At 68.2% G+C, this 21,772-nt stretch carries 22 protein-coding genes and 1 tRNA gene; 11 read left to right on the forward strand and 12 right to left on the reverse strand.

Annotated elements, in window-relative coordinates:
* Window positions 1–33: 33 nt before the first annotated feature.
* Both msrP and msrQ read left to right on the forward strand, forming a co-directional pair.
* Window positions 34–1,002, forward strand: a complete 969-nt coding sequence (gene msrP, locus QFW80_RS04660; protein ID WP_280600172.1) for a protein-methionine-sulfoxide reductase catalytic subunit MsrP — start codon at window positions 34–36, stop codon at window positions 1,000–1,002.
* A gap of 64 nt (window positions 1,003–1,066) precedes the next feature.
* The gene (gene msrQ, locus QFW80_RS04665; RefSeq protein ID WP_280600174.1) at window positions 1,067–1,705 is read left to right on the forward strand and encodes a protein-methionine-sulfoxide reductase heme-binding subunit MsrQ; all 639 of its coding nucleotides are present in this window, start codon (window positions 1,067–1,069) and stop codon (window positions 1,703–1,705) included.
* Here the strand turns inward: msrQ and QFW80_RS04670 are convergent.
* Window positions 1,697–2,500 carry an FHA domain-containing protein gene (locus QFW80_RS04670; RefSeq protein ID WP_280600175.1) on the reverse strand — a complete coding sequence of 268 codons (804 nt, stop codon included), beginning with the start codon at window positions 2,498–2,500 and terminating at the stop codon, window positions 1,697–1,699. The two genes, msrQ and QFW80_RS04670, sit on opposite strands and share 9 nt — an antisense overlap.
* Before the next feature lie 85 nt (window positions 2,501–2,585).
* Here QFW80_RS04670 and QFW80_RS04675 point away from each other — a divergent pair, with 85 nt between their 5' ends.
* Window positions 2,586–2,858: a polyhydroxyalkanoic acid system family protein gene (locus tag QFW80_RS04675; protein ID WP_280600176.1), complete on the forward strand. Its 273-nt coding sequence runs from the start codon at window positions 2,586–2,588 to the stop codon at window positions 2,856–2,858.
* Here QFW80_RS04675 and QFW80_RS04680 read toward each other — a convergent pair.
* On the reverse strand, window positions 2,855–3,571 hold the full coding sequence (locus QFW80_RS04680; protein ID WP_280600177.1) for a DUF8198 family protein: 717 nt from the start codon (window positions 3,569–3,571) through the stop codon (window positions 2,855–2,857). The genes QFW80_RS04675 and QFW80_RS04680 overlap by 4 nt on opposite strands.
* A gap of 312 nt (window positions 3,572–3,883) precedes the next feature.
* Between QFW80_RS04680 and QFW80_RS04685 the strand changes: the two genes are divergently transcribed.
* From QFW80_RS04685 to QFW80_RS04705, 5 genes are all read left to right on the forward strand, one after another.
* Window positions 3,884–4,468, forward strand: a complete 585-nt coding sequence (locus QFW80_RS04685) for a phasin family protein (RefSeq protein WP_280600178.1) — start codon at window positions 3,884–3,886, stop codon at window positions 4,466–4,468.
* A 143-nt stretch (window positions 4,469–4,611) separates the two neighbouring features.
* Complete coding sequence (locus QFW80_RS04690; RefSeq protein WP_280600180.1) at window positions 4,612–5,646, forward strand: restriction endonuclease; 1,035 nt, start codon at window positions 4,612–4,614, stop codon at window positions 5,644–5,646.
* A gap of 257 nt (window positions 5,647–5,903) precedes the next feature.
* Window positions 5,904–6,161: an acyl-CoA-binding protein gene (locus QFW80_RS04695; protein WP_280600182.1), complete on the forward strand. Its 258-nt coding sequence runs from the start codon at window positions 5,904–5,906 to the stop codon at window positions 6,159–6,161.
* Window positions 6,162–6,179: 18 nt separating this feature from the next.
* The gene (locus tag QFW80_RS04700; protein ID WP_280600184.1) at window positions 6,180–6,806 is read left to right on the forward strand and encodes a TetR/AcrR family transcriptional regulator; all 627 of its coding nucleotides are present in this window, start codon (window positions 6,180–6,182) and stop codon (window positions 6,804–6,806) included.
* A 255-nt stretch (window positions 6,807–7,061) separates the two neighbouring features.
* Window positions 7,062–7,136, forward strand: a tRNA-Val gene (locus QFW80_RS04705).
* A gap of 361 nt (window positions 7,137–7,497) precedes the next feature.
* Here the strand turns inward: QFW80_RS04705 and QFW80_RS04710 are convergent.
* The 5 genes from QFW80_RS04710 to QFW80_RS04730 all read right to left on the reverse strand — a co-directional run bounded on the left by QFW80_RS04710 (window position 7,498) and on the right by QFW80_RS04730 (window position 11,946).
* A complete protein-coding gene (locus QFW80_RS04710; protein ID WP_280600186.1) occupies window positions 7,498–8,607 on the reverse strand; it encodes an NAD(P)-dependent alcohol dehydrogenase in 1,110 nt (369 codons plus the stop codon).
* Window positions 8,608–9,127: 520 nt separating this feature from the next.
* Window positions 9,128–9,715, reverse strand: coding sequence for a hypothetical protein (locus QFW80_RS04715; RefSeq protein WP_280600188.1), 588 nt, complete (start codon window positions 9,713–9,715; stop codon window positions 9,128–9,130).
* A gap of 63 nt (window positions 9,716–9,778) precedes the next feature.
* A complete protein-coding gene (locus tag QFW80_RS04720) occupies window positions 9,779–10,210 on the reverse strand; it encodes a hypothetical protein (protein WP_280600189.1) in 432 nt (143 codons plus the stop codon).
* Between the two features lie 121 nt (window positions 10,211–10,331).
* A complete protein-coding gene (locus tag QFW80_RS04725; RefSeq protein ID WP_280600191.1) occupies window positions 10,332–10,823 on the reverse strand; it encodes a HEPN domain-containing protein in 492 nt (163 codons plus the stop codon).
* A complete protein-coding gene (locus tag QFW80_RS04730; RefSeq protein WP_280600193.1) occupies window positions 10,816–11,946 on the reverse strand; it encodes a GmrSD restriction endonuclease domain-containing protein in 1,131 nt (376 codons plus the stop codon). The genes QFW80_RS04725 and QFW80_RS04730 overlap by 8 nt, the downstream gene beginning before the upstream one ends.
* Window positions 11,947–12,258: 312 nt before the next feature.
* On the opposite strand from QFW80_RS04730, the gene QFW80_RS04735 reads away from it, so the two are divergent.
* A complete protein-coding gene (locus QFW80_RS04735; RefSeq protein ID WP_280600195.1) occupies window positions 12,259–12,498 on the forward strand; it encodes a hypothetical protein in 240 nt (79 codons plus the stop codon).
* Between the two features lie 19 nt (window positions 12,499–12,517).
* Here the strand turns inward: QFW80_RS04735 and QFW80_RS04740 are convergent, their stop codons facing one another.
* From QFW80_RS04740 to QFW80_RS04760, 5 genes are all read right to left on the reverse strand, one after another.
* Window positions 12,518–13,885: an AAA family ATPase gene (locus QFW80_RS04740; protein ID WP_280600198.1), complete on the reverse strand. Its 1,368-nt coding sequence runs from the start codon at window positions 13,883–13,885 to the stop codon at window positions 12,518–12,520.
* A gap of 121 nt (window positions 13,886–14,006) precedes the next feature.
* The gene (locus QFW80_RS04745) at window positions 14,007–14,714 is read right to left on the reverse strand and encodes a hypothetical protein (RefSeq protein WP_280600200.1); all 708 of its coding nucleotides are present in this window, start codon (window positions 14,712–14,714) and stop codon (window positions 14,007–14,009) included.
* Between the two features lie 36 nt (window positions 14,715–14,750).
* A complete protein-coding gene (lolA, locus tag QFW80_RS04750; protein ID WP_280600202.1) occupies window positions 14,751–15,380 on the reverse strand; it encodes an outer membrane lipoprotein periplasmic chaperone LolA in 630 nt (209 codons plus the stop codon).
* 374 nt (window positions 15,381–15,754) lie between these two features.
* Window positions 15,755–18,109: a DNA translocase FtsK gene (locus tag QFW80_RS04755; RefSeq protein ID WP_280600619.1), complete on the reverse strand. Its 2,355-nt coding sequence runs from the start codon at window positions 18,107–18,109 to the stop codon at window positions 15,755–15,757.
* A gap of 46 nt (window positions 18,110–18,155) precedes the next feature.
* The gene (locus QFW80_RS04760) at window positions 18,156–19,223 is read right to left on the reverse strand and encodes an alanine dehydrogenase (protein ID WP_280600203.1); all 1,068 of its coding nucleotides are present in this window, start codon (window positions 19,221–19,223) and stop codon (window positions 18,156–18,158) included.
* Window positions 19,224–19,435: 212 nt separating this feature from the next.
* Between QFW80_RS04760 and trxB the strand changes: the two genes are divergently transcribed.
* Both trxB and QFW80_RS04770 read left to right on the forward strand, forming a co-directional pair.
* On the forward strand, window positions 19,436–20,395 hold the full coding sequence (gene trxB / locus QFW80_RS04765; RefSeq protein WP_280600205.1) for a thioredoxin-disulfide reductase: 960 nt from the start codon (window positions 19,436–19,438) through the stop codon (window positions 20,393–20,395).
* A 200-nt stretch (window positions 20,396–20,595) separates the two neighbouring features.
* Window positions 20,596–21,732: a GNAT family N-acetyltransferase gene (locus tag QFW80_RS04770; RefSeq protein ID WP_280600206.1), complete on the forward strand. Its 1,137-nt coding sequence runs from the start codon at window positions 20,596–20,598 to the stop codon at window positions 21,730–21,732.
* Window positions 21,733–21,772 lie beyond the last annotated feature (40 nt).

The following is a 21,772-nucleotide window of genomic DNA, read 5'->3' on the forward strand; positions in this document are numbered from 1 at the left end:
TGCTCCAAGATGCAGTTCCGGAGGAAACCTTCCATGTCCCTGCGCAGCGTGCTCGCCGTTCCCGATTCCGCGGTTACCGATGAAACCGTGTACCACGCACGACGGCGCCTGCTCGGCGCGTTCGCCGGCGCCTCGCTGCTGCCGCTCGCCGGATGCGCCGAGGCCGAGCCGCCACCGCCTTCGAACGCGACGGTCATGCCTGCGCAGGCGAAGTCCGGCTTCCGCACGGACGAGACGCCGACGCGCTACGAGGACATCACCAGCTATAACAACTTCTACGAGTTCGGCACCGACAAAGGGGATCCGTCGAAGGCGGCGAAGACGCTGAAGACCTCGCCCTGGAACGTCGCGGTGTCGGGCGAATGCGCGAAGCCCGGCACGCTCGCGCTCGACGACCTGCTGCGCGGGATCACGCCCACCGAGCGCATCTACCGCCTGCGCTGCGTGGAGGGCTGGTCGATGGTGATCCCCTGGCTGGGCGTGCCGCTGGCTGACGTGCTCGGGCGCTTCGAGCCCACCTCGAAGGCGAAATACGTGGCCTTCACCACCCTGGCCGACCCGGCGCAGATGCCCGGCCTGCGCTTCCGCTCGATCGATTGGCCCTACCGCGAGGGCCTGCGCATCGACGAGGCGATGCACCCGCTCACCTTCCTCGCCACCGGGCTGTACGGCAAGCCGCTGCCGCAGCAGAACGGTGCGCCGCTGCGCCTGGTGGTGCCGTGGAAGTACGGCTTCAAGAGCATCAAGTCGATCGTGGAGATCCGCTTCGTCGAGAGGATGCCGGCCACCGCCTGGAACCAGCTGCAGCCGAGCGAATACGGCTTCTACAGCAACGTCAATCCGGACGTGGACCACCCGCGCTGGAGCCAGAAGACCGAACGCCGCATCGCCGGCACCGGCAACCGCCTGTTCGCCGACCGCATCCCCACCCTGCCCTTCAACGGCTATGGCGAACAGGTCGCGGCGCTCTACAGCGGCATGGACCTGAGGAAGTGGTACTGACCGCCGGTCGCTTCGCGTCACTGCCCGGCTCCACGTCTTCCGCCCCTTCCCCGGATCGCCCGCCTTGCCGTCCACGTCCAAGTCCCTGATCGCGGCCAAGGCCGTCGTCCATACCCTCGCGCTCACGCCGCTGGCGCTGCTGGCCTGGAAGTTCTGGCAGGTATTCAGCGAACGCGACATCGACGCCCTCGGCGCCGACCCGGTCGCCGCGATCGAACACGAGCTGGGGCTGTGGGCGCTGCGCCTGCTGCTGCTGACCCTGGCGATCACGCCGCTGCGGCAGCTCACCGGCAAGCCGGCGCTGCTGCAGTTCCGGCGCATGCTGGGCCTGTATGCGTTCGCCTACGCCAGCCTGCATTTCGCGGCCTGGCTGGGACTGGACCTGCGCGGCTACTGGTCCACGCTGTTCGAGGAGATCGTCAAGCGCCCCTACATCACCGTGGGCTTCGCCGCCTGGTTGCTGCTGGTGCCGCTGGCGGTGACCTCGACCCGCGGCTGGATGCGGCGGCTGGGCCGCAACTGGGGGCGGCTGCACAAGCTCGTCTACCCGGTCGCGGCGCTCGCGGTACTGCACTTCTGGTGGATCGTGAAGTCCGACTATCGCGAACCGCTGCTCTACGCCGCGATCCTGGCCGTGCTGCTGGGCTGGCGGGTGTGGAAGCGGTTCGGCCGGCGGCCCTCGCCGCGCGCGCCCTCAGCCTGAGCCGAACAGCAGCAGCGCCGCGAGCAGCGCGGCGATGCCCAGGGCCGCGAGCAGCAGCCAGGGCAGCCGCGAGACGTGGCCGCGGTGGCCGGCGTCCGGCGACAGGGCCACCGGCAGGGGCGCTTCGGCGGCGGCAGCCGCGTCGGCTGCGGCCGGCCTGCGTCGCGGGGCCTCGACCACGAACCGGTGGTGGCCGTCGAACACCACCTGGTCGCCGGCCGAGAGCAGCGCATCGCGCACGTGCTCGCCGTTGACCACGCTGCCCTCGGCCGAGCCCAGGTCGCGCAGCACGACCTGGTCGCCCGCGAGCTCGAGGCGCGCATGGCGGTCGGCGAAGGCCGGATCGTCGATCCGGATGTCGGCCTCGGCGTGACGGCCCACCAGGCGAGGCCGCTCGAGCGTGAAGCAGCGGCCGTGGAAGCGGCCGCCCACGCCCCGCAACACCACCCGCAGGTCGGGCGGCTCGTCGGCCGCGGGCGCAGGCAGGTCGGCGGGCAGCGCCTCGACCGGAGTCGCGGACACCAGCCGCAGTTCGACCCCGTCGACATAGATCGCATCGCCCACGCGCAGCATCGCCATGCGCCGCACCTGGCGGCCGTTCACGTGCACCCCGGGGCCGCCCTCGTCGACGTTCAGCCAGACGCCGCGCCGGTCCACGCACAGGCGCACGGCTTCCCCGCCGCCCTCGACCAGGTCCAGCACACCGCCCGCGCCGCGGCCGAGGCCGTGCACGCCGATGGCCAGCGGACGGTCCTCGCGCCCCTGTCCGGCGAATCGCAGTCTGACGGAGTCCATAGGCGCGGCAATCTATCACGCACGCCTCACGCACCGCGTCGCGGCTTCCCGCAAAATGGCGCCCTTCCCGCTTCCAGGCCACGCCATGTCCGCGATCGACATCCGCCACGCGCACACCCTGCCCATGGACGAAGCGCGCCAGTCGGTCGAACAGGTGGCCGGCACGCTGTCCGAACGTTTCGGCGTCACCTGCGACTGGCAGGGCGACACCCTGCACTTCGCCCGCTCGGGGGTCGACGGCCGGATCGCGCTGGAACCCAACCAGCTGCACGTGACCGCGAGCCTGGGCTTCCTGCTGTCGGCGATGAAGGGGCCGATCGAGAGCGAGATCCGCCGGGTACTGGCCGAGAAGTTCTAGCCGCCGGCGCGATACGGGTCCGGATCGCCCCCGAACACGCGGCGCGAGGCCCGCAGTTCATCGCGTTCGATCTCGGCGACGAACGCGTCCGCGTCGTCCAGCGCCGCGAACGCGGCGTGGCCGCGCTGCAGGAATCCCTGCAGCTCGCTCAGCCCGGCCAGCCGCGCGGGGCCTCGCGAGAACGCCAGCAGCGCCGACACGCCAGGCAGGTGCAGCGCATTGCCGAAGCCCCGGCCCACCTGCGCGACCAGCGCGATCTGCCGGCGTCGCTGGCCCGGCCGCCCGACCGCGCGGTAGGCCTTGGCGTAGAGCGGCAGGTCGAGCCGGCGACGCCGCGGCGCCAGGTCGTGCAGACGCTCGGCCATGTCCAGATCGAGCGCCTGGGTGAGCACGCCCAGCTCGATGGCGTCGGCCACGGTGACCAGCAGGCGCTCGGGCAGCAGGCGCCGCATCACCGGCACCACGCGCGCGATGTCGGCGTTGCGGCGGGTGAAATCGCGGTCCCCGTACACGTCGCCGAGGAAGAATTCCGCCGCCGGCGCGCGGCGCGGGTCGTCCAGGAAGTGGCGAAAGCTCTCCTCCAGGCGCGCCGCCTGCCAGCGCCGCAGTTCGGGCAGCCAGCGCAGCGCGTTGCGCGGCTCGCTGGCGGGATCGTGCAGCGCCTGGTGGCGGGCCAGCTGCTGGCCGAGCCGGTCCATCTCGTCCGACGTCATGCCGCCATCGTGCGGCGCATGCCAACGCGGGGCAAGCCTCGACCGGGGTCTGGCGCGCCAGCCGTGTGTAAGCGATGCGGCGATCGATGCACGCGGCACGTGCGCCGCCGCGGCCGCGCCGCTCCCGGCGACGGGACACGCAACGCCGTCGCGGCCCTGCCCGCATCCTGCACTGGCGCGAGGACTGCGTTTGCCCACGGCGCCGCACCCGTCATCCCACCGGCGCCGTCGCGTCCGGTCCACATCGACGGTGGTGTGATTGCTCTAGCGGGCGTTGCCACGCTCGATCGCCCACCCCGCAACGGAGCATGTATGGCCAGGTCCAAGCCGTCCGCGAAACGCCCCGCGTCCGCGCGCAAGTCCGATGCGCAGGCCCGGGCCGAACAGCTGTCGAAGTCGCTCAGCGAATCCGCGCAGCAGATCTGGCTGGCGGGCGTGGGCGCCTTCGGACGCGCCCAGGCCGAAGGCAGCCGCCTGTTCGACAGCCTGGTGAAGGAAGGCGCGAGCCTGGAAGACACCGCGCGCCGCTTCGCCGGCCAGGGCGAGGCGGTGCGCGAGGCCGTCGAACAGCGCGTCGGACAGGCGCGGGAGCGCGCCAGCGACACCTGGAACCGCCTGGAGAAGGGGTTCGAGACGCGCGTGCACCAGGCGCTGGCATCGATGGGCGTCCCGGGGCGCGACGAACTGCACGAACTGTCGCAGCGGGTGGACGAACTGACGGCCGAACTGCGTCGCGAGCGTGGCGCCGCGTCCCGCAGCCGGGCGAAGGCAAAGCCGGCGGCGACGGCGGCCAAGCCGCGTGCCGCGCGTGCGAAGGCGGCGCCCGCGGCGCCGAAGGCGACTAGGGCACCGCGCAAGACCGCGACGCGCAAGGCGACGAAGCCGCCCGCACGCTGACGCCCGGGCCATCCGCACGCGCCCGCGCGGCCGCCGGGTGCCGTCCGGCGCGCACGCGCCGCGCCTGGCGGCCGCGCCGGCTGCACACCGTGGGTCGACGGCGATTCCGCTATGCTTTGCCGCCCTCCGCACCCTGGTTTCCGATGTCGAACTGGCTCATCGCGATCGGCGTGACGCTGCTGATCGGCGGCCTCGCGACGTTCTATTTCCGCACCGTGCAGCTGCACCGCGACGAGACTCGGGCCGGAATCGCGGCGCTGTCGGGGGTGTCTTGGCGTTCGTTCATCCACATGGTGCTCGATGCGCTGGCCCGACGCGGGTTCACGCGCCTGGTCGACAGCAACAACGCCGCCGACGACACCGACTACGTGCTCGAGCGCAACGGCGAGCACTGGCTGCTCTCGTGCAAGCACGGCAGCGCCTTCGTGCTCGGCCGCCTGACCGTGAACGAGCTGGCGCGCGCGATCGGCGTCAAGGGCGCCGCGGGCGGCTTCCTGCTGACCCAGGGCCGGATCACCGAGGACGCGCGCCCGGTCGCCGCGCTGCAGCGGATCGAACTGCTCGACGGCCCGACGCTGTGGCCGCAGCTGCGCGACTTCCTGCCCGCTGAGCAGCGCGCAGGCATCCGTGCCGGCGCCTCGCAGCTGGCGCGCCAGCGCGTGCTTGCCTCGTGGCTGTTCGCGCTGCTGGCGGGCGTCGCGGTGTGGCTGGCGCTGCCCGCGCCGCCCGCGTCGTCTGCGCCGGCCCCGCGCCCCGCAGCGATAGTGGAGCCGCAGCCCGCCCCGCCGACGCCCGTGACCGGCACTCCGGCGCCCACGCCGGCGGACACGGCGCCGGCCCCGTCGACGCCCGCGCAACCGGTGGCACCGTCCGCGCCATCGACAGCGGCCGCACCGGAGGCGCCCGCCGCCGCCGACGTTCCCGCCGGTTCGCTGCCGATCGAACGCCAGCGCGCCGACGTCGCCGCCGCCATCTCCACCCTGCCCGACGTGAACCGCGCGGTCTGGTCCAGCGAATCGACCCTGCAGGTGATCCTGTCGACCATCGACGGCGATGCGTTCGTGCGTATCTGCCCGCTGATCGAGCGCTACGACGACCTGGCCTCGTCGCGGATCCAGCTCACGCCACCGCCCGACAGCGGCCGCAGCGTGCGTTTCCGCCAGTGTCGGTCCTACTGACCGCGCACGTCTGAGCTCTGCGGAAACCTCGTCCGTTGGCGCCGCCGGCGCCGTGGAATGCCGTGTCGGCACCGGTCATGCGCGCCGGATCGCGCGGAAGCGCGTGACCGCACGGGAGATGTTCCGCATCGATGACAGCGCCCGTCGCGCGCGAGCGGCAGCGCGTGTCGATGCGCGCGCAGCGCACCGCCCGCCGCCGTATTGACCGCTTCCGGAGCGCGTGCTGTCATGTCCATGGACCCGAGGGGAGGCAGACGATGCCCACGTCCGACATGAGTTTCGAGCAGGCCGCCCGGGACGTGCAGTCGCTGCCCGAGCGCCCCGACAACGAGACGCTGCTGCAGCTGTACGCGCTCTACAAGCAGGGATCGGAGGGCGACGTGAGCGGCGACAAGCCCGGGTTCTTCGATTTCGTCGGCACCGCCAAGTTCGAAGCCTGGACCCGGCTCAAGGGCATGCCGCGCGACACCGCGCGCCAGCAGTACGTCGAACTGGTGCGGCGGCTCAAGGGCTGAGCGGCCCGCGGTTCGCCCATGGCCCGCGACACGCGCCAGCGCATCCTCGACTGCGCGCTCGCCATGTTCAACGCGCAGGGCGAGCCCACCGTCACCACCAACCACATCGCCGACGAGCTGGGGATCAGCCCCGGCAACCTGTACTACCACTTCCGCAACAAGGACGACATCATCGAGCAGCTGTTCACGCGCTACGAGACGCGCATGGACGCGGCGCTCGCGCCGCCCGATGGCCGCCTGCCCGGCCTGGAGGACATCTGGCTGCAGCTGCACGGGGTGTTCGAGTGCATCTGGGACTACCGCTTCCTCTACCGCGACCTGCTCGAGATTCTCAGCCGCAGCCGGCGCCTGCGCATCCGCTTTGCCCGCATCCTCGGCCGGGCCGACGATCGCGCGCACGTGGTGCTGCGCGGCCTGGCGCAGGCCGACGTGATCCGGGCCACGCCCGCGGAGATCGACGCCGCCGCCACCAGCCTGCTGGTGCTGGCCACGTTCTGGCTCAACTACGCCACCCTGCGCGGCGACCGCGACGAACGCCGCGCGATCCACGAGGGCATCGTGCAGGTGATGATGCTGATCGCCCCGTTCCTGCGCGACGCCGAGCGCGTGCACCTGAACCAGCTGATCCGCGCGTATACCGGCTGAGCCCTGCGGCCTGCGGGCCGGCCGCGCCACTGGGGCCTCACGCTGGCGGCCACGGCATGCGTCATACGTCCGAGCCCGCGCACTGCCGGCGCCGGGGCCCGGCGGCCCGCCTCGCCGTGCCGGCCGGAGCCGCAAGCGCCTGCGGGCTTGCCGTGCCACCGCCCGAATGCGTAGAATTCGCGTCCCGTTTCCGCCCCTGCACCTGCAGCTCCGCGGCGGCGGCGCCTCCCCGGACCCGACTCCGGTGGCGAGACCGGGCGGTTAGCTCAGCGGTAGAGCATTGCCTTCACACGGCAAGGGTCGCAGGTTCGAACCCTGCACCGCCCACCACACAAGACCTTGAAATTGTTCGAAACGATGATGAACCGGCCCGGCGCCGGTTTTTTCATGCCTGCACGGCGCTGGCTGATCCAGTGGCCGGAACGTGCGGATGTCGCGCCGCCGGCACCCTGGCCCACCTCGACCTCGTCGCGCCCACTGCGGCCGTGCACCACGCACGCCCGCTGCATCCGACCGCCTGCGCGCCCTGCCCCCACCTCGACCTGCAGCGCGTGGCAGGGGCGGCGCGACGGAAGTGGCGCCGCAGCTGGATGCGTGGAAGAAGGGCGTCGGAGGCACTGAATACGTTGCGGTGGTTGCGGGGTGAACCCGTGGCGGACCATCCCGTCCGCCACCGGCCGAAGCGGGACGGCTAGTCCCCCATCGTGATCAGGCTCTTGCCGCGCGTGCGGCCCTGTTCCAGGAATTCGATGGCCTGGGGGACCTGTTCCAGGGGGAAGCGGCGGTCGATGACCGGGCGCACGCGACCGCTTTCGAGCATGGTGCGCAGCACGGCCAGGTCGTCCCTGTTGGCGCTGGCGAACAGCGTCACCTGGGTCTGGCTGGCGAAGGATGCGGTCAGCCGGGTGGCCAGCATGCGGCCCAGTGGACCGATCCATGGGTTGTTCTTCGGCCCGGTCACCATGACCAGGATGCCTTCCGGCTGCAGGGCAGCCCGCAGGGCCGAGACCGGATGGTTGCCGACGTTGTCGATCACCAGGTCGTAGCGCGGGCCGCCGCGAGTGAAGTCCTCCTGCGCGTAATCGATGGTGTGGTCGGCGCCGAGCGAGCTCACCAGTTCCGTGTTGCGCGCGCTGCTGACGCCGGTCACCTCGGCGCCGAGGGCCTTGGCGATCTGCACCGCGAAGGTGCCGACGCCGCCGGAGGCGCCATTGACGAGGACCTTCTGCCCGGGCTGCAGCTGGCCGGCATCGCGCAGCGCCTGCAGCGCGGTGATCGCCGCGATCGGAACGGCGGCGGCCTGTTCGAAATCGATGTTGTCGGGCATGTGCACCACGGTCCGGCTTGCGCCCACCACGACATACTCGGCAAACGCGCCGCTGGCGACCCCGAAGACCCGGTCGCCGGGCCTGAAGCCGTCCACGGCAGCCCCCACCGCTTCGACCGTGCCGGCGAAATCCACGCCCGCGCGCGGATCCTCCGGCCGGCCGAGGCCCGTGGACAGCCGCATCACGTACGGCTTGCCGTGCAGGTAATGCCAGTCCAGGGGGTTCACGCCGGCTGCGCGCACGCGCACCAGCAGTTCGTCCGCGGCCGGAACCGGCCGCGGCACGTGCTCGAGCCTCATCACCTCGGCGCCGCCATAGCAATGCACGCGGATCGCCCGCATCGAGTCGCCGGTCTGCGGAAGTGCGGCAGGAGGCGGGCAGGCCGCATCGCGACTGAGGGCCACGGCGAACACCGCGCCCGCGGCGATCAGCATGCCAGCGAGCCCCAGCAGCACCTTGTTGCGTCGACGCATGTTGATTCCCCGGGATCAGCCCCCTTGGCACCCAAAGTGCGCCGCTGGCCGCGCGCCCGCACGTGCCGATGGTCCACGTGCCAATCGTCATTGCGTTGCAGAGTCACGGCGACGACGTCGACGTGTTCGCGAAGGCAACAACAATCGCCCTGCGCGACGGCACCAACCCTCCACTGCCCTCGTCGCTAGGCGCATGAGAAGGGGTACAACAAGCTGTTCAAGAGCGCTGCGATCCGCAATCTGTCCAACGAGGACACGGCAATACGGGGGCCGGCTGGACGCGGTGGCTATCTGCGCGAGGCCGGCGGCGAAGGTATCGAAGGAGGTCGCGCCGCAGCTGAAAGTGTTTGAAGAATGGGACGGCGGAGAAGCTAAAGATCTGCGAGAGTTGTTGGGTTGAGTCAGCTGCCTCTATGGAAACTCGACTCTGACCCATTTTTTTTCGGCGATTGGGGCTGGTGGCAAGCTTAACCTGCCGCTTAGCCCAAGCGACGATGCAACGTCGGTTGCAACGACTCGGTTAGGCGCCGGCCTCCGGAAGTCGTCCGCCATTCTCTACGAGGAAGACGAGTCGGTTATGAAGTCGCACAAGCTCATCGGACAACGACTGCACCTCAAACTCCTCGCCGAGAATCTTAAAAACACCTGAGTCAATGAAGTACGCGCGGAAGAAGTGTGCCTCGACCTTCCCCTTGTAGCTGGGGCCGAACCACTCCGGCATGATTACGCCGACTATGCCGCCAGACAGATGCTTATCCAATCGCTCATCGAAGTGCTCTGATGCGTCTCTCAGCACACGGGCTCTGAGCGGAGAGTCATCGTTGATCCTCAGCGCTCTCTTTAAAAAATCACCGCGAGCCTGGTGAGCCTTCCTGACTGGCCAAAAGTATCGCGACAGTGCACCCGCGGCGAGGACCATTCTCTGCAGGTTATCGAGTGCCATGGAGCAGTCAAACTCGGGAGTCTTTCCAGCTTCCATTTCCGAGTCGATCTTCTTGATCAGCTCGCAAACGTACTCAATTGAGGAGCACGCTTGCCGCGTGTGAAACAGCATGCTCTCAATGTAAAATACTTCATGCTGCGGCCAGATTGGCAGCGACTCTTCCATATGCGCCTAACGCTTAAATTAGTCCGTGCCGCGGAGCGGCATCGGCTTGAACGAATTGCGGGCCTACAATGCTGCTATGGCGTCATTAGGCTTGACATCTTTTCCAGCGGAGTCTTTCAGGCCATATACTTTTTCGCAGCTATTGCAGAAATAGCCCAACTGACCGTAGTTCCACTCACCATAGTCCAGGCCGGCGTTCTTGCAGATCGGGCAATGTGGATTTTTCTCGCTATCCCAGAGGATTCCGTATTTCAACTTTAGGGCTTGAAGCTTTGGAGAAAGGCGCCAGATTGCTACCGCAAAGCCGACATTGACAATGAGGGAAAGTGCGAGGATGGCAAGCACGACCCTTACGGGAAGCGCTGATTCCACCGCTGGCGCAACAATCGGTGCCGCCTCGAGCGCAAGCCAGCCGATCAGGCCGGTAACAACGAGCGCTGCTGCCGTCCCGATATGACCGAAAAACCCTTCCTGAATTTTCTCAATTGGCGACATTCTTCACCTGTAGGCCTAAAGCCTTACTCAAGCCGGAACGCTGCGCGGCACGGCATGATGGCACATGCAACTAGTTGAGGCGAGCCGCGAAGCGGTCTCGGCTTGAGCGATCTATTAACCGTCAAACGATGACTGTGTCCACATGCTCCACTACGCGCCGCGCATAATCAAAATGGCGAAGTACGTCAGAAATGCTTAGCGTGGGGCTTCCACCGTGTGCGAATTCATTTCGCGCATCCACCAGAGATTGAAGTGATACAAGAAGTTTTTGTTTATCCGGGTCTGCTTTCAAGTTGGCTTTGAATTTTTTGCTCCATGCCTCGTCGAACGCATGCAAGGTATTCATAATGTTCTGTTGCGAGGGGTTGGCGGAACCCTTTCTAACTCTCAAGTGAATAAATCGTTTAACCTGTGCTTTGCTTCTCTTTGAGCAGAAGTCAGCTATCAATGCCTTGAACGAGACTTCAATTGAGCCACATGCCCTTATAACTGCGTATTTTGTAAGGTACGGAACCATTGGTGACATGATGCCAACCGTAGCAATAGTCGCTTCTACATGGACGAGCTCAGACCGGCATTGCGTAAGTTGAGAATCAACGTCTGCATTATTCATAGTCCACACCAAAAAGATGCCTGCTTGCGAGTTGAATGCGCAAGTTGATGTTGGATTTCCGCATAGTCTCTTGAGCAATCGCGGAGCGATAGGCGTCGTTCTGAAGAAGTGCAGATTTATTTCCACCTGGATCCTGCGAGGGGGCGATGCCACGCCTAGTCGCGCTATCTATGGCTATTAGAATGGAGTCGAAGATTGTTGGGCTAAATTTTGGGACGTACTTCTTGTTGTTTGATGGCGAAATATTGTGGAACGCATTGACACCAAACATTTCATGGGCCAAGCGGATCGCGGCAATGAACCTCTGCGCCATTTCCCCAGCGGTTGTGTCATTGATACTGGAATGATTTTTCATGTACAGATCAAGCAGACGCTTGAGTGACAAACTTTCTTGTTTGATCTGCTTAAACTGTTCAGAACTTAGGGCAAAGAACCTGAGAATAAATTCCATGTCTCTCATTCGAGGCTCTGCAGATTCAAGCCCAAACAAGATTCGCCAGACAACATCCTCATTCAGCCGGAATAGCAATGTATTCAATGCGCCTTGCGCGACGCAGTTCCGGATCTCTTGAGCGGTCAGCGTTCTGCCCGATGTATTGATGCGTTCGAAGACTTGAAAAAGGCTTGTGTCGTCGCTCTCGGGTTCCTTCTGCTGTGCGAACACGATTGCGTGAATCGTAGTGTTCTTGATTCTGCGTTGCTCAGTGTCAGTCAACTCAGCAAACTGCTTGCCGCGCCAGCGCTTATTGATCTTATCAGTACGTGAGAGCGCGAAGCTCTTCTGATCTTTGCTGAATATACCACGCACGTAATCTCGAACGGTCATGATTCGTTGGAAGCCATCAATGATCAGGAGTTTTTCATTCCGCGTCTGAGCAAGAAATATGCTGGGTACTGGAAGTCCTAGCAACAGGGAATCGATGAAGCGTGACGCCTCGCGTCTGTCCCACACGTAGTTTCTCTGGAGTTCCGGTTTAACGAGTTCATCTTCGTCGTACCGTTCAATCAATTCTCGAAAGGAAAGGTCAGCGCCCCAGGGTTTGATGTTGAAGAGACTATCGTCAGAGTAGCCATCTTCTTGCTCAGACTTGATGCTCTGGATTATGGAAGTCGAAGTAGCCATGAACTCTCCTAGGGACGACTAACACCAAGTAGACCCCACATCCGGGGCTTTTGTAGCCAGATGTTCGCGCACAGCGGTGAGATAGGAATATCCCCTTGCTTTTGCCGACATGCAAGGCACAGTAGCGGACGCTCTTTTTCCTCCCTCCACTGCCGCCCAATCTCTGGCAAACTCACCCCGCACCCGCCGCCGGCCCTGCCGGCGCGCAGATCGTTCACGCCACAGGGAAGCGGCGGGGCGGTGCCGATGGGCTTGCAGGCACGCAGGGCGTGCCGGCCCCGGCATCCCACATGGAAGGCAAAGGAGAATGCAGTGACCCAGGATCTGATCAACCTCACCCTGTCCGAGGCGCAGTTGGCCGCCGTGGACAATGCCGTGTTGGAGCTGGAAACGCAGCTGTCGGGCCTGATCGCGATGAGCGTGCAGCAGCGGCGCAAGCTGATGCGGATGGGCGACAAGTCCGAATCGTTCTGCCGGCAGACGCTGAGCGTACCGGCGCGAAACCCGCCGATGGTGCCGCTCCGCGTGCCGCTGGCCGCCGCGCAGATCTGACCAGGCTGGACGGAGGCCCCTACTCCTCGCCAGCCGGCGGCCCACGCCTGACCGCCCGGGCGCCGCGAAGCGCGTCGAGCTTCTCTTTCAGCTTGAGCTCCATCCCGCGCGCCACCGGCTGGTAGTACACGCGCTCGCCCATGGCGTCGGGGAAGCCGGTCTGGTCCAGGGCCACGCCGCCTTCGCTGTCGTGGTCGTACTGGTAGCCCTTCGAGTAGCCGAGTTCCTTCATCAGCTTGGTCGGTGCGTTGCGCAGGTGCATCGGGACGTCCTGGGTGCCGTACTCGCCGACGTCCCGCTTGGCCGCCTTGAAGGCGACGTAGCCCGCGTTCGACTTCGCGGTGCTGGCGAGGTAGATCACCAGCTGCGCCAGCGCGAGGTCGCCTTCGGGGCTGCCGAGGCGGTCGTAGGTGTCCCAGGTGTCGATCGCCATCTGCAGGGCGCGCGGGTCGGCCAGGCCGATGTCCTCCACCGCCATGCGCGTCATCCGCCGCGCCAGGTAGCCCGGGTCGCAGCCGCCGTCGAGCATGCGCGCGAACCAGTACAGCGCGGCATCGGGATTGGAGCTGCGCACCGACTTGTGCAGTGCCGAGATCTGGTCGTAGAACTGTTCGCCGCCCTTGTCGAAGCGGCGGGTGCGGTCGGCCAGCACCTGTTCGAGCATCGCGTCGGTGACGGTGCCGCCCTCGCCCGCCAGCTCGGCGGCGATCTCCAGCAGGGTCAGGCCGCGGCGCACGTCGCCATCGGCGGCGACCGCGATCAGGTGCAGCTGTGGCTGGCCGATCTGCAGGCCGCGCCCGCCCAGGCCGCGCTCGCTGTCGTCCAGTGCCTGCCTCAGCGCGCCTTCGATGTCCTCGGGCGACACCGCTTCGAGCACGTGCACGCGGCAGCGCGAGAGCAGCGCGGAATTGAGTTCGAACGAGGGGTTCTCGGTGGTGGCGCCGACGAACACGATGGTGCCGCGCTCGATGTGCGGCAGGAACGCATCCTGCTGCGCCTTGTTGAAGCGGTGCACCTCGTCGACGAACAGCACCGTGCGGCGCCCTTCTGCGAAGCGATGCCCGGCTTCGGCCAGCACCTGGCGCACTTCGGGCAGCCCGGAGAGCACCGCCGAGACCGAGCGGAAATCCGCGTCCGCGTAGCGCGCCAGCAGCAGCGCCAGGGTAGTCTTGCCGCAGCCCGGCGGCCCCCACAGCACCATCGAGTGCACGCTGCCGGCCTCGATCGCCTTGCGCAGGGCCGAATCGGGCGACACCAGGCGGCGCTGCCCCACCATCTCCTCGAGCGTGCGCGGGCGCATGCGCTCGGCCAGCGGCCGCAACGCGGTGCGGTCGGTGCTCAGCAGGTCGCCGCGGTCGTCGGGCGGGGAGGCTTTGGCGCGGGGCACGGGGCTCGGGGACTGGCCGGAAAACGGGCGGCCACCATACCAAGGCGGAGGCGCAGGCCGTGAGAAGGCGGACCGCCCGCGGATCGGAACGCGGGGCGCGGTCGCGCGCCCGGGACAGGGCTCAGCGTGCGGCGACGCCCAGTTCGTAGTTCACCCGCTGCCAGGCGTTGGCCACCTGGTCGTACAGCGCCTCGATCCGCACCGGGGTATTGCCGTTGCGGCCGAAGTCGGCGATGCCGGCGGCGCTGATGCGCAGCAGGCGCGCGCCGCCCTGGACGGTGCTGATGTCGTCGAGCTGCAGGCGCGAGGAGTCGGCGCCGAACTGGCGGTCGAGTTCCACCGCCACGCGGTCTTCCAGCTGCTGCACCAGGCCGGCGTCGTTGGGCACTTCGCGTTCGCTGGCCGCCACCCCGCCGATGGTCAGCCGCGGATAGCCGGCGCTGGAGAAGCTGGTGTCGTACGGCACGCTGTAGCGGAAGCCGATCCATTCGGCGTCGTCGCCCACGCGCAGGCGGCCGGTGCCGCTGACGGTGCGGTCGCGCACGCTGGCGATGGCGACGTCGAACGAGTCGATGTTGACCGCGATGGTCGCGGTATTCAGCTGTTCCGAGAGCGCCGCCACGACGACCGCGGCGACGGCGTTGTCCATGGTCTCGTCGCCGCTGGTGGCGGCACCCTGGCGCGGCTCGCTCGTCGCCGGCGTTCCCGGCGGCGTGGCCACCGGGGCGGACTGCGCCAGCACGGGCACCGCCCCCAGGCACGCCGCCAGCAGCAGCGCGCGGGCGCGGGCGGCGGTGTGGCGGGAGGTCGTGGAAGCGGGCGCGTGCATGGCGGTGGATCCTTGTGAGGCCGTGGAGCCGACGGGTCAGCCTTCGCCGACCACGTCGACACCGGGCGGCGGCGTGAAGGTGAACGTGGCGCGGGAAAACTCCGGATTGCGCTTCCACTCGGTGAAGCGGATCTCGGTGCGCTGGCCCAGCGCGTCGACGATTTCCATCCGCGCCAGGCCGGAGCCCGACAGCCCCAGGCGGGCGGACTGGAACGCGGCGTCGTCGCCGCCCTGCTTGGGCTTGAGCAGCAGCCACTGCAGGCCGTCGGCGGAGCCGGCGTCCTCGACGATGAAGTCGCGGTCGAGCTTGCCTGGGTCGATCAGGGCGGCCAGCGGGCTGTCCTGCTCGGCACCGCCCTGCGGGCGGCGGCTGACCTGGTCGAGGTCGGGATCGTGCACCCACACGGTTTTGCCGTCGGCCACGATCAGCTGCGGGTAGGGCTTCTCGTACTCCCAGCGGAACAGGCGCGGGGCCGACAGCGCCACGCGGCCGCTGGACGACTCGCGCACGCGGCCGTTGTCGTCGAACACCTGCTGGGTGAAGCGGCCGTCCAGGCCCTTGAGGCCACGGGTGAAACCGTCGAGCTGGTCGCGGGCACCAGCCTGCGCCAGGCCGGCGACGGCCAGGGCGACGAGGGCGAACAACCAGCGGGAGTGGCGGATCATCGGAAATCGGTCCTTGGGCGGATGGGGCGGCCAGTCTGCAAAGGCTAGGCTGAACACGTGCCGTGCCATCCCTGCCCTGTTGAACGGCAAGCGGGCGGCGAAGCGGACGGCCATGGGCGAGCGGGGGCACCGTTCAGTGCGAGGGCGCACCTTCCGTTCACGCAGCAAGGTCGGAAGGGCCGGGATGCGGGCTGTTCACGCGTCTGCGGGGCGCCCGCATCCGCCTTCGGCACCTGCTCCCCATGCAATGGACCGAGGTCCCGCAAGCGGGAGAAGAATAAGCACGCGGCGCGGCTTGTGGCTTCATCTCCCGCGAACCGGGAGAGCGTCGGGAGGCGGGGAAGCCGCGAAGCTTCCACGCCCCTGCTGCGGAACTACTTCGGCGGGGGCGGGGCCAGGACGCTGCGGTCGCCGTTGTGTTCGGGCGCGGAGACCACGCCAGCAGCCTCCATCGCCTCGACCAGGCGCGCGGCGCGGTTGTAGCCGATCTTGAGCCGGCGCTGGACGCCGGAGATCGAGGCGCGGCGGGTTTCGGTGACGATCTTCACCGCCTCGTCGTACAGCGGGTCGGACTCGTCGCCGGCGCCGCCGCCGGCCTCGGGCAGGCCGGTCGCGCCGACGGTGGTGCCGTCGTACATGGTCTGCGATTCGTCCAGCACGCCCTCGATGTAGTCCGGGCCGCCGCCGCTCTGCTTGAGATGTTCGACCACGCGGTGCACCTCCTCGTCGGACACGAACGCGCCGTGCACGCGCTCGGGCAGCGCGGTGCCCGGCGGCAGGTAGAGCATGTCGCCGTGGCCGAGCAGGGTTTCCGCGCCGGACTGGTCGAGGATGGTGCGCGAGTCGATCTTGGAACTGACCTGGAACGCGATGCGGGTGGGGATGTTGGCCTTGATCAGGCCGGTGATCACGTCCACCGACGGGCGCTGCGTGGCCAGGATCAGGTGGATGCCGGCGGCGCGCGCCTTCTGCGCCAGGCGGGCGATCAGCTCCTCCACCTTCTTGCCGACGATCATCATCATGTCGGCGAATTCGTCGATGAAGATGACGATGAACGGCAGCGTCTCCAGCGGCTCGGCGACCTCGCTGGACTCGGGGTTCGGGCGGAACAGCGGGTCGAGCAGCGGCTGCCCGGCCTCCTGCGCGTCGCGCACCTTCTTATTGAAGCCGGCGAGGTTGCGCACGCCTACCGCGCTCATCAGCTTGTAGCGGCGCTCCATCTCGGCCACGCACCAGCGCAGGCCGTTGGCGGCCTCCTTCATGTCGGTGACCACCGGCGCGAGCAGGTGCGGAATGCCCTGGTAGACGCTGAGCTCGAGCATCTTCGGGTCGATCATCAGCATCCGCAGGTCCTTCGCGGAGGCCTTGTACAGCAGGCTGAGCACCATCGCGTTCACGGCCACCGACTTGCCCGAGCCGGTGGTGCCCGCGACCAGCAGGTGCGGCATGCGCGCGAGGTCGGCCACGGTCGGGCGGCCGGCGATGTCCTTGCCCAGCGCCAGGGTCAGCGGGCTGGTGGACTTGTCGTATTCCTTCGAGCGCAGCAGTTCGGACAGGTAGATCATCTCCCGGTGCGTGTTCGGCGTTTCCAGGCCGATCACCGACTTGCCCGGGATCACGTCGACCACGCGCACCGATTTCACGCTCAGGCCGCGGGCGATGTCCTTGTCCAGCGTGCTGATCTGGCTGACCTTGATGCCCGGCGCGGGCTCGATCTCGAAGCGGGTGATCACCGGCCCGGGATAGGCGCCCACCACCTGGGCCTCGATGCGGAAGTCCTTGAGCTTGAACTCGATCTGGCGCGAGAGCGTCTCCAGCGTGTCCTCGTCGTACCCCTTGGGCTGCGGCTTGGGGTCGTCGAGCAGGGCCAGCGGCGGCACGCCGCTGCCGTCGGCGACATGGAACAGCGGGATCTGCTGCTCGCGCTTGGCGCGCTCGCTCTTCTCCACCGTGGGCGCCGGCGGGGGCTCGATCTTGACCTTCTCGCGCTTGGCGCGCAGGCCCAGGTCGACCTTGCGCGTTTCCTCGCGCTCGACCCGCATCTCGCGCGCCTCCATCCGCTCCACCGCCTGCTTGCGGCCGCGCCGCAGCAGCGCGGGCAGCAGCAGCACCCAGCCGCCGATGCGGTCGGCGACCGCCAGCCACGACAGGCCGGTGGCCAGGGTCACCGACACCAGCAGCAGCGCCAGCAGGAACAGGTTGCCGCCGAGCGCGCCGAAACCGCGGTCGAGCGAATTGCCCACCAGCCGCCCCAGCACGCCGCCGCCACCGGCGGGCATGTTCTCCACCGCCGCCATGCGCAGGTACAGCAGGCCGGTGGCCGAGACCAGGAAGCCGACGATCCCGACCAGCCGCAGCGCGGGGCCGAAATCGACCCGGCCGTCGCCGTCCGAATCCATGCCGAACAGCGCGATCCACGCCACCGCGCCGAGGACCAGCGGCAGCAGGTAGGCCACGAAGCCCGTCAGGTACAACAGCACGTCGGCGATCCAGGCGCCGACCGGCCCGCCGGCGTTGTTGAGTTCGGCGGTGATGCCGCCCGAGGCGGTCGACCAGCCGGGGTCGTCCGGCGAATAGGTGGCCAGGCACACCAGCAGGTACAGCAGTAGCGGCGCGATCAGGATCATCGCGATATCGCGCAGCAGCCGCTGGCGGCGCGGATCCGGCGGCGCGGCCTCCCGGGCCGTCGCGCGCTGCCGCTTGCCGCGTTCAGGAACCGCCCGAGCCACCGTCATGCACTGCCTTAGGAAACCGACCCAATGCCTTGATCTTAATTCAAAGGTTCATCGATTGCAGGGCCGGATGCACCAGCGCCCCGCCCTCGACGTTGATCCCGCGCACCAGCGGCGCGTGGTGGCGCCAGTCGCCGGACGCCAGCCGGTCCACCCAGGGCAGGATGGCCGCGCAGATCGCCTGCGACGAGGTCTGCGGCACCGCGCCGGGCATGTTGGTCACGCAGAAGTGGGTCACGCCCTCCTCCACGTAGGTGGGCTCCTTCCAGGTCGTCGGGCGCGAGGTCTCGAAACAGCCGCCCTGGTCGATCGAGATGTCGACCAGCACGCTGCCATCCTCCATCGATTCCATCATCGCGCGCGTGACCACGTGCGGCGCCACCGCGCCGGTGACCAGCACCGCGCCGATCACCAGGTCGGCCGACGCGACCTCGCGCGCGACCACGTCGTCGTACGGGTACAGCGTGGTGACGTTGTGCCCCAGCCGCATCATCTCGTCCATGCGGTCGATGCGCTTTTCGAACACCACCACCCGCGAGCCGCCGGCCGCGGCCAGGGCCGCCGCCGCGCCGCCCGCCTGGCCCGCGCCGAACACCACCACCTTGCCGCGCGTGGTCGACGGCAGGCCGCCGAGCAGCTTGCCCTTGCCGCCCAGCGGCTGGTGCAGGTAGTGGGTGCCGACCTGGACCGCAATCTTGCCGGCGATCACCGACATCGGCGCCAGCAGCGGGAGTTCGCCGTCGTCGAGTTCCACCGTCTCGAAGGCGATCCCGGTGAGGCCGATGTCCAGCAGCCGGCGGGTGAGCGCGGGCTCGGGCGCCAGGTGCAGGTAGCAGAACAGCAGGTGGTCCTCGCGCAGCAGCGCGAGGTCGCCCTCGATCGGTTCCTTGACCTTGACGATCAGTTCGCCGCGCGCGTACAGCGCCGCGGCGCCTTCGGCGATGCGCACGCCGAGGCGTTCGTAGTCGGCATCGGCGAAGCCCGAGCGCAGCCCGGCCCCCTGCTCGACCCACACTTCGTGCCCGCGCGCGACCAGGTCGCCGGCGGCAGCGGGCACCAGCGCGACGCGCCCTTCCAGGGTCTTGGTTTCCTTCGGTACGCCGATGCGCATTCGGAGCTCCTCGCAGGTCAGGTGCGGCGCCGGCGCTGCATGAAAAAACCCGTGCAGTGCCTGCACGGGTTGGACCGGAACCGCGGGCCCGCCATCGCGGGCCGTGGATGCAGCGTTCCGCGGCGAAGGGCCGCGCGCGCCTTGTGTTGCCGCCGTCGCGCCGCCAAGCTATGGGCCTCGATACGCCGCAACTTCATGACCCGCGAGTATACATGACGCCTTCTTCGCCCCGGCACATCCGCCTGATCATCCTCGGCTCCGGCCCCGCGGGCTGGACCGCCGCCGTGTACGCCGCGCGCGCCAACCTCAAGCCCGTGGTCATCACCGGCCTGCAGATGGGCGGCCAGCTGATGACCACCACCGAGGTCGACAACTGGCCGGGCGACGCGCACGGGCTGCTGGGCCCGGACCTGATGGCGCGGATGCAGGCGCATGCCGAACGCTTCGAGACCGAAGTGGTGTTCGACCACATCCATACCGCCGACCTTTCCCAGCGCCCGTTCCGGCTCAAGGGCGACAGCGGCGAGTACACCGCCGACGCGATCGTGATCGCCACCGGCGCGACGGCGAAGTACCTCGGCATCCCGTCGGAGGAAGCGTTCAAGGGCCGCGGCGTATCCGCGTGCGCGACCTGCGACGGCTTCTTCTACAAGGACCAGGACGTTGCGGTGGTCGGCGGCGGCAACACCGCGGTGGAGGAGGCGCTGTACCTGTCCAACATCGCGCGCAAGGTCTACCTGGTGCATCGCCGCGACACCCTGCGCGCGGAGAAGATCATGCAGGACAAGCTGTTCGCCAAGATCGCGGCCGGCAAGATCGAGCCGGTGTGGCACCACGTGGTCGACGAGGTGCTCGGCAACGAGGCGGGCGTCACCGGCATGCGGCTGAAGTCGGTGCAGGACGGGTCGACGCGCGAGATCGGCGTGCACGGCTTCTTCGTCGCCATCGGCCACACGCCCAACACCACGCTGTTCGAAGGGCAGCTGGCGATGAACAACGGCTACCTCGAGATCCGCTCGGGCCTGGGCGGCAACGCCACCGAGACCTCGGTGCCCGGCGTGTTCGCCGCCGGCGACGTCGCCGACCAGCACTATCGCCAGGCGATCACCTCGGCCGGCTTCGGCTGCATGGCCGCGCTCGATGCCGAGCGCTTCCTCGACAAGGGCCAGTAGCCGCTGGCGGGCTGCCCGATCGGCAGTCCGCGCGGCGGCCGGCACCTGACCGCGGATCACGGGGCCGCACATCCCGGAGCCGGTCCGGCCGCACCAGGGCAGGCGCGGCCACGGGTCCAGCCGGACCATCGACCCTTCGCATGACCAGCCTGCCCTCACCGCTTCCGTAACGGTTCGTCGATCTCGCGGAGGAAAACTGCATGGACCTCCGCATACACCGTGGGCTCTCCGGGATCCCGGCCGAATGCTGGGACGCGCTGCACGACGGACACCCGTTCGTGTCGCACGCGTTCCTGCACGGCCTGGAAGCGCATGGCTGCCTGCGGCCGGACTGGGGCTGGACGCCGCACCACCTCGGCCTGTGGGATGGCGCGCGGCTGCTGGCCGCGGCGCCCGCCTACCTGAAGACCAATTCCCACGGCGAGTTCGTGTTCGACCACGCCTGGGCGCACGCCTATGCGCGCCACGGGCTGGACTATTTCCCCAAGCTGCTGTGCGCGGTGCCCTACTCGCCGGTCACGGGACCGCGCCTGCTCGCGCCGACGCCGGAATTGCGCCACGCGCTGGCCGACGCGCTGGCGACCGAAGCGGCGCGCGCCGGGCTGTCGTCGGCGCACGTGAACTTCCACGCGGCCGATGACGATGCCGCCTTCGACGCGCGCTGGCTGCAGCGGATCGACCTGCAGTACCACTGGCGCAACGACGCCGGCTGGGCCACGTTCGAGGATTACCTCGGCGCGATGGACCACAAGCACCGCAAGAACATCCGCCAGGAGCGGGCGAAGGTCGCGCGCGCGGGCGTGCGCGTCCGCGTCGTGCACGGCGACGAGGCCAGTGCCGACGACCTGGCCACCATGCACCGCTTCTACCTGCAGACCTTCGCCGAATACGGCAACTCGCCGGCGCTGACGCTGCCGTTCCTGGCCCACCTGGCGCGCGCGCTGCCGCGCGCGCTGGTGCTGGTCCTGGCCGAACACGACGGCGAGCCGGTCGCCGGCGCCCTGTGCCTGCGCGGGCCGGACACGCTGTACGGCCGCTACTGGGGCGCGTCGGTCGCCCTGCCCGGCCTGCACTTCGAGACGTGCTACTACCAGGGCATCGACTACTGCCTGCGCGAAGGCCTGCGCGTGTTCGAACCGGGCGCGCAGGGCGAGCACAAGATCGCGCGCGGTTTCCTGCCCAGGTACGTGCGCAGCCGCCACCACGTGACCGACCCGCGCTTCGCCGAAGCCCTGGAACCGTGGTGCGCCGAGGAGCGCCGGGTGGTGCGTGGCAATCACGCCTGGCTGCAGCAACGCTCCCCGTTCCGCGCCGACGTGGCGCCCGAGGGCGGCTAGAGGATCGGAACCGGGGATCACATCGACCCGTCGACCCGGC

The organism is Luteimonas rhizosphaericola (genome assembly GCF_029888045.1).
In the GTDB taxonomy this organism is placed as follows: domain Bacteria; phylum Pseudomonadota; class Gammaproteobacteria; order Xanthomonadales; family Xanthomonadaceae; genus Luteimonas; species Luteimonas rhizosphaericola.

What these genes read in the sequence shown, in the direction of transcription:
- QFW80_RS04745 (WP_280600200.1), bottom strand. Translation starts at nt 14,714, where the DNA reads ATGCACGCGCCCGCTTCCACGACCTCCCGCCACACCGCCGCCCGCGCC.
- QFW80_RS04670 (WP_280600175.1), bottom strand. Translation starts at nt 2,500, where the DNA reads ATGGACTCCGTCAGACTGCGATTCGCCGGACAGGGGCGCGAGGACCGT.
- QFW80_RS04760 (WP_280600203.1), bottom strand. Translation starts at nt 19,223, where the DNA reads ATGCGCATCGGCGTACCGAAGGAAACCAAGACCCTGGAAGGGCGCGTC.
- msrP (WP_280600172.1), top strand. Translation starts at nt 34, where the DNA reads ATGTCCCTGCGCAGCGTGCTCGCCGTTCCCGATTCCGCGGTTACCGAT.
- QFW80_RS04720 (WP_280600189.1), bottom strand. Translation starts at nt 10,210, where the DNA reads ATGTCGCCAATTGAGAAAATTCAGGAAGGGTTTTTCGGTCATATCGGG.
- QFW80_RS04710 (WP_280600186.1), bottom strand. Translation starts at nt 8,607, where the DNA reads ATGCGTCGACGCAACAAGGTGCTGCTGGGGCTCGCTGGCATGCTGATC.
- QFW80_RS04725 (WP_280600191.1), bottom strand. Translation starts at nt 10,823, where the DNA reads ATGAATAATGCAGACGTTGATTCTCAACTTACGCAATGCCGGTCTGAG.
- QFW80_RS04685 (WP_280600178.1), top strand. Translation starts at nt 3,884, where the DNA reads ATGGCCAGGTCCAAGCCGTCCGCGAAACGCCCCGCGTCCGCGCGCAAG.
- QFW80_RS04730 (WP_280600193.1), bottom strand. Translation starts at nt 11,946, where the DNA reads ATGGCTACTTCGACTTCCATAATCCAGAGCATCAAGTCTGAGCAAGAA.
- lolA (WP_280600202.1), bottom strand. Translation starts at nt 15,380, where the DNA reads ATGATCCGCCACTCCCGCTGGTTGTTCGCCCTCGTCGCCCTGGCCGTC.
- QFW80_RS04680 (WP_280600177.1), bottom strand. Translation starts at nt 3,571, where the DNA reads ATGACGTCGGACGAGATGGACCGGCTCGGCCAGCAGCTGGCCCGCCAC.
- QFW80_RS04700 (WP_280600184.1), top strand. Translation starts at nt 6,180, where the DNA reads ATGGCCCGCGACACGCGCCAGCGCATCCTCGACTGCGCGCTCGCCATG.
- QFW80_RS04690 (WP_280600180.1), top strand. Translation starts at nt 4,612, where the DNA reads ATGTCGAACTGGCTCATCGCGATCGGCGTGACGCTGCTGATCGGCGGC.
- QFW80_RS04715 (WP_280600188.1), bottom strand. Translation starts at nt 9,715, where the DNA reads ATGGAAGAGTCGCTGCCAATCTGGCCGCAGCATGAAGTATTTTACATT.
- QFW80_RS04770 (WP_280600206.1), top strand. Translation starts at nt 20,596, where the DNA reads ATGGACCTCCGCATACACCGTGGGCTCTCCGGGATCCCGGCCGAATGC.
- QFW80_RS04675 (WP_280600176.1), top strand. Translation starts at nt 2,586, where the DNA reads ATGTCCGCGATCGACATCCGCCACGCGCACACCCTGCCCATGGACGAA.
- trxB (WP_280600205.1), top strand. Translation starts at nt 19,436, where the DNA reads ATGACGCCTTCTTCGCCCCGGCACATCCGCCTGATCATCCTCGGCTCC.
- QFW80_RS04695 (WP_280600182.1), top strand. Translation starts at nt 5,904, where the DNA reads ATGCCCACGTCCGACATGAGTTTCGAGCAGGCCGCCCGGGACGTGCAG.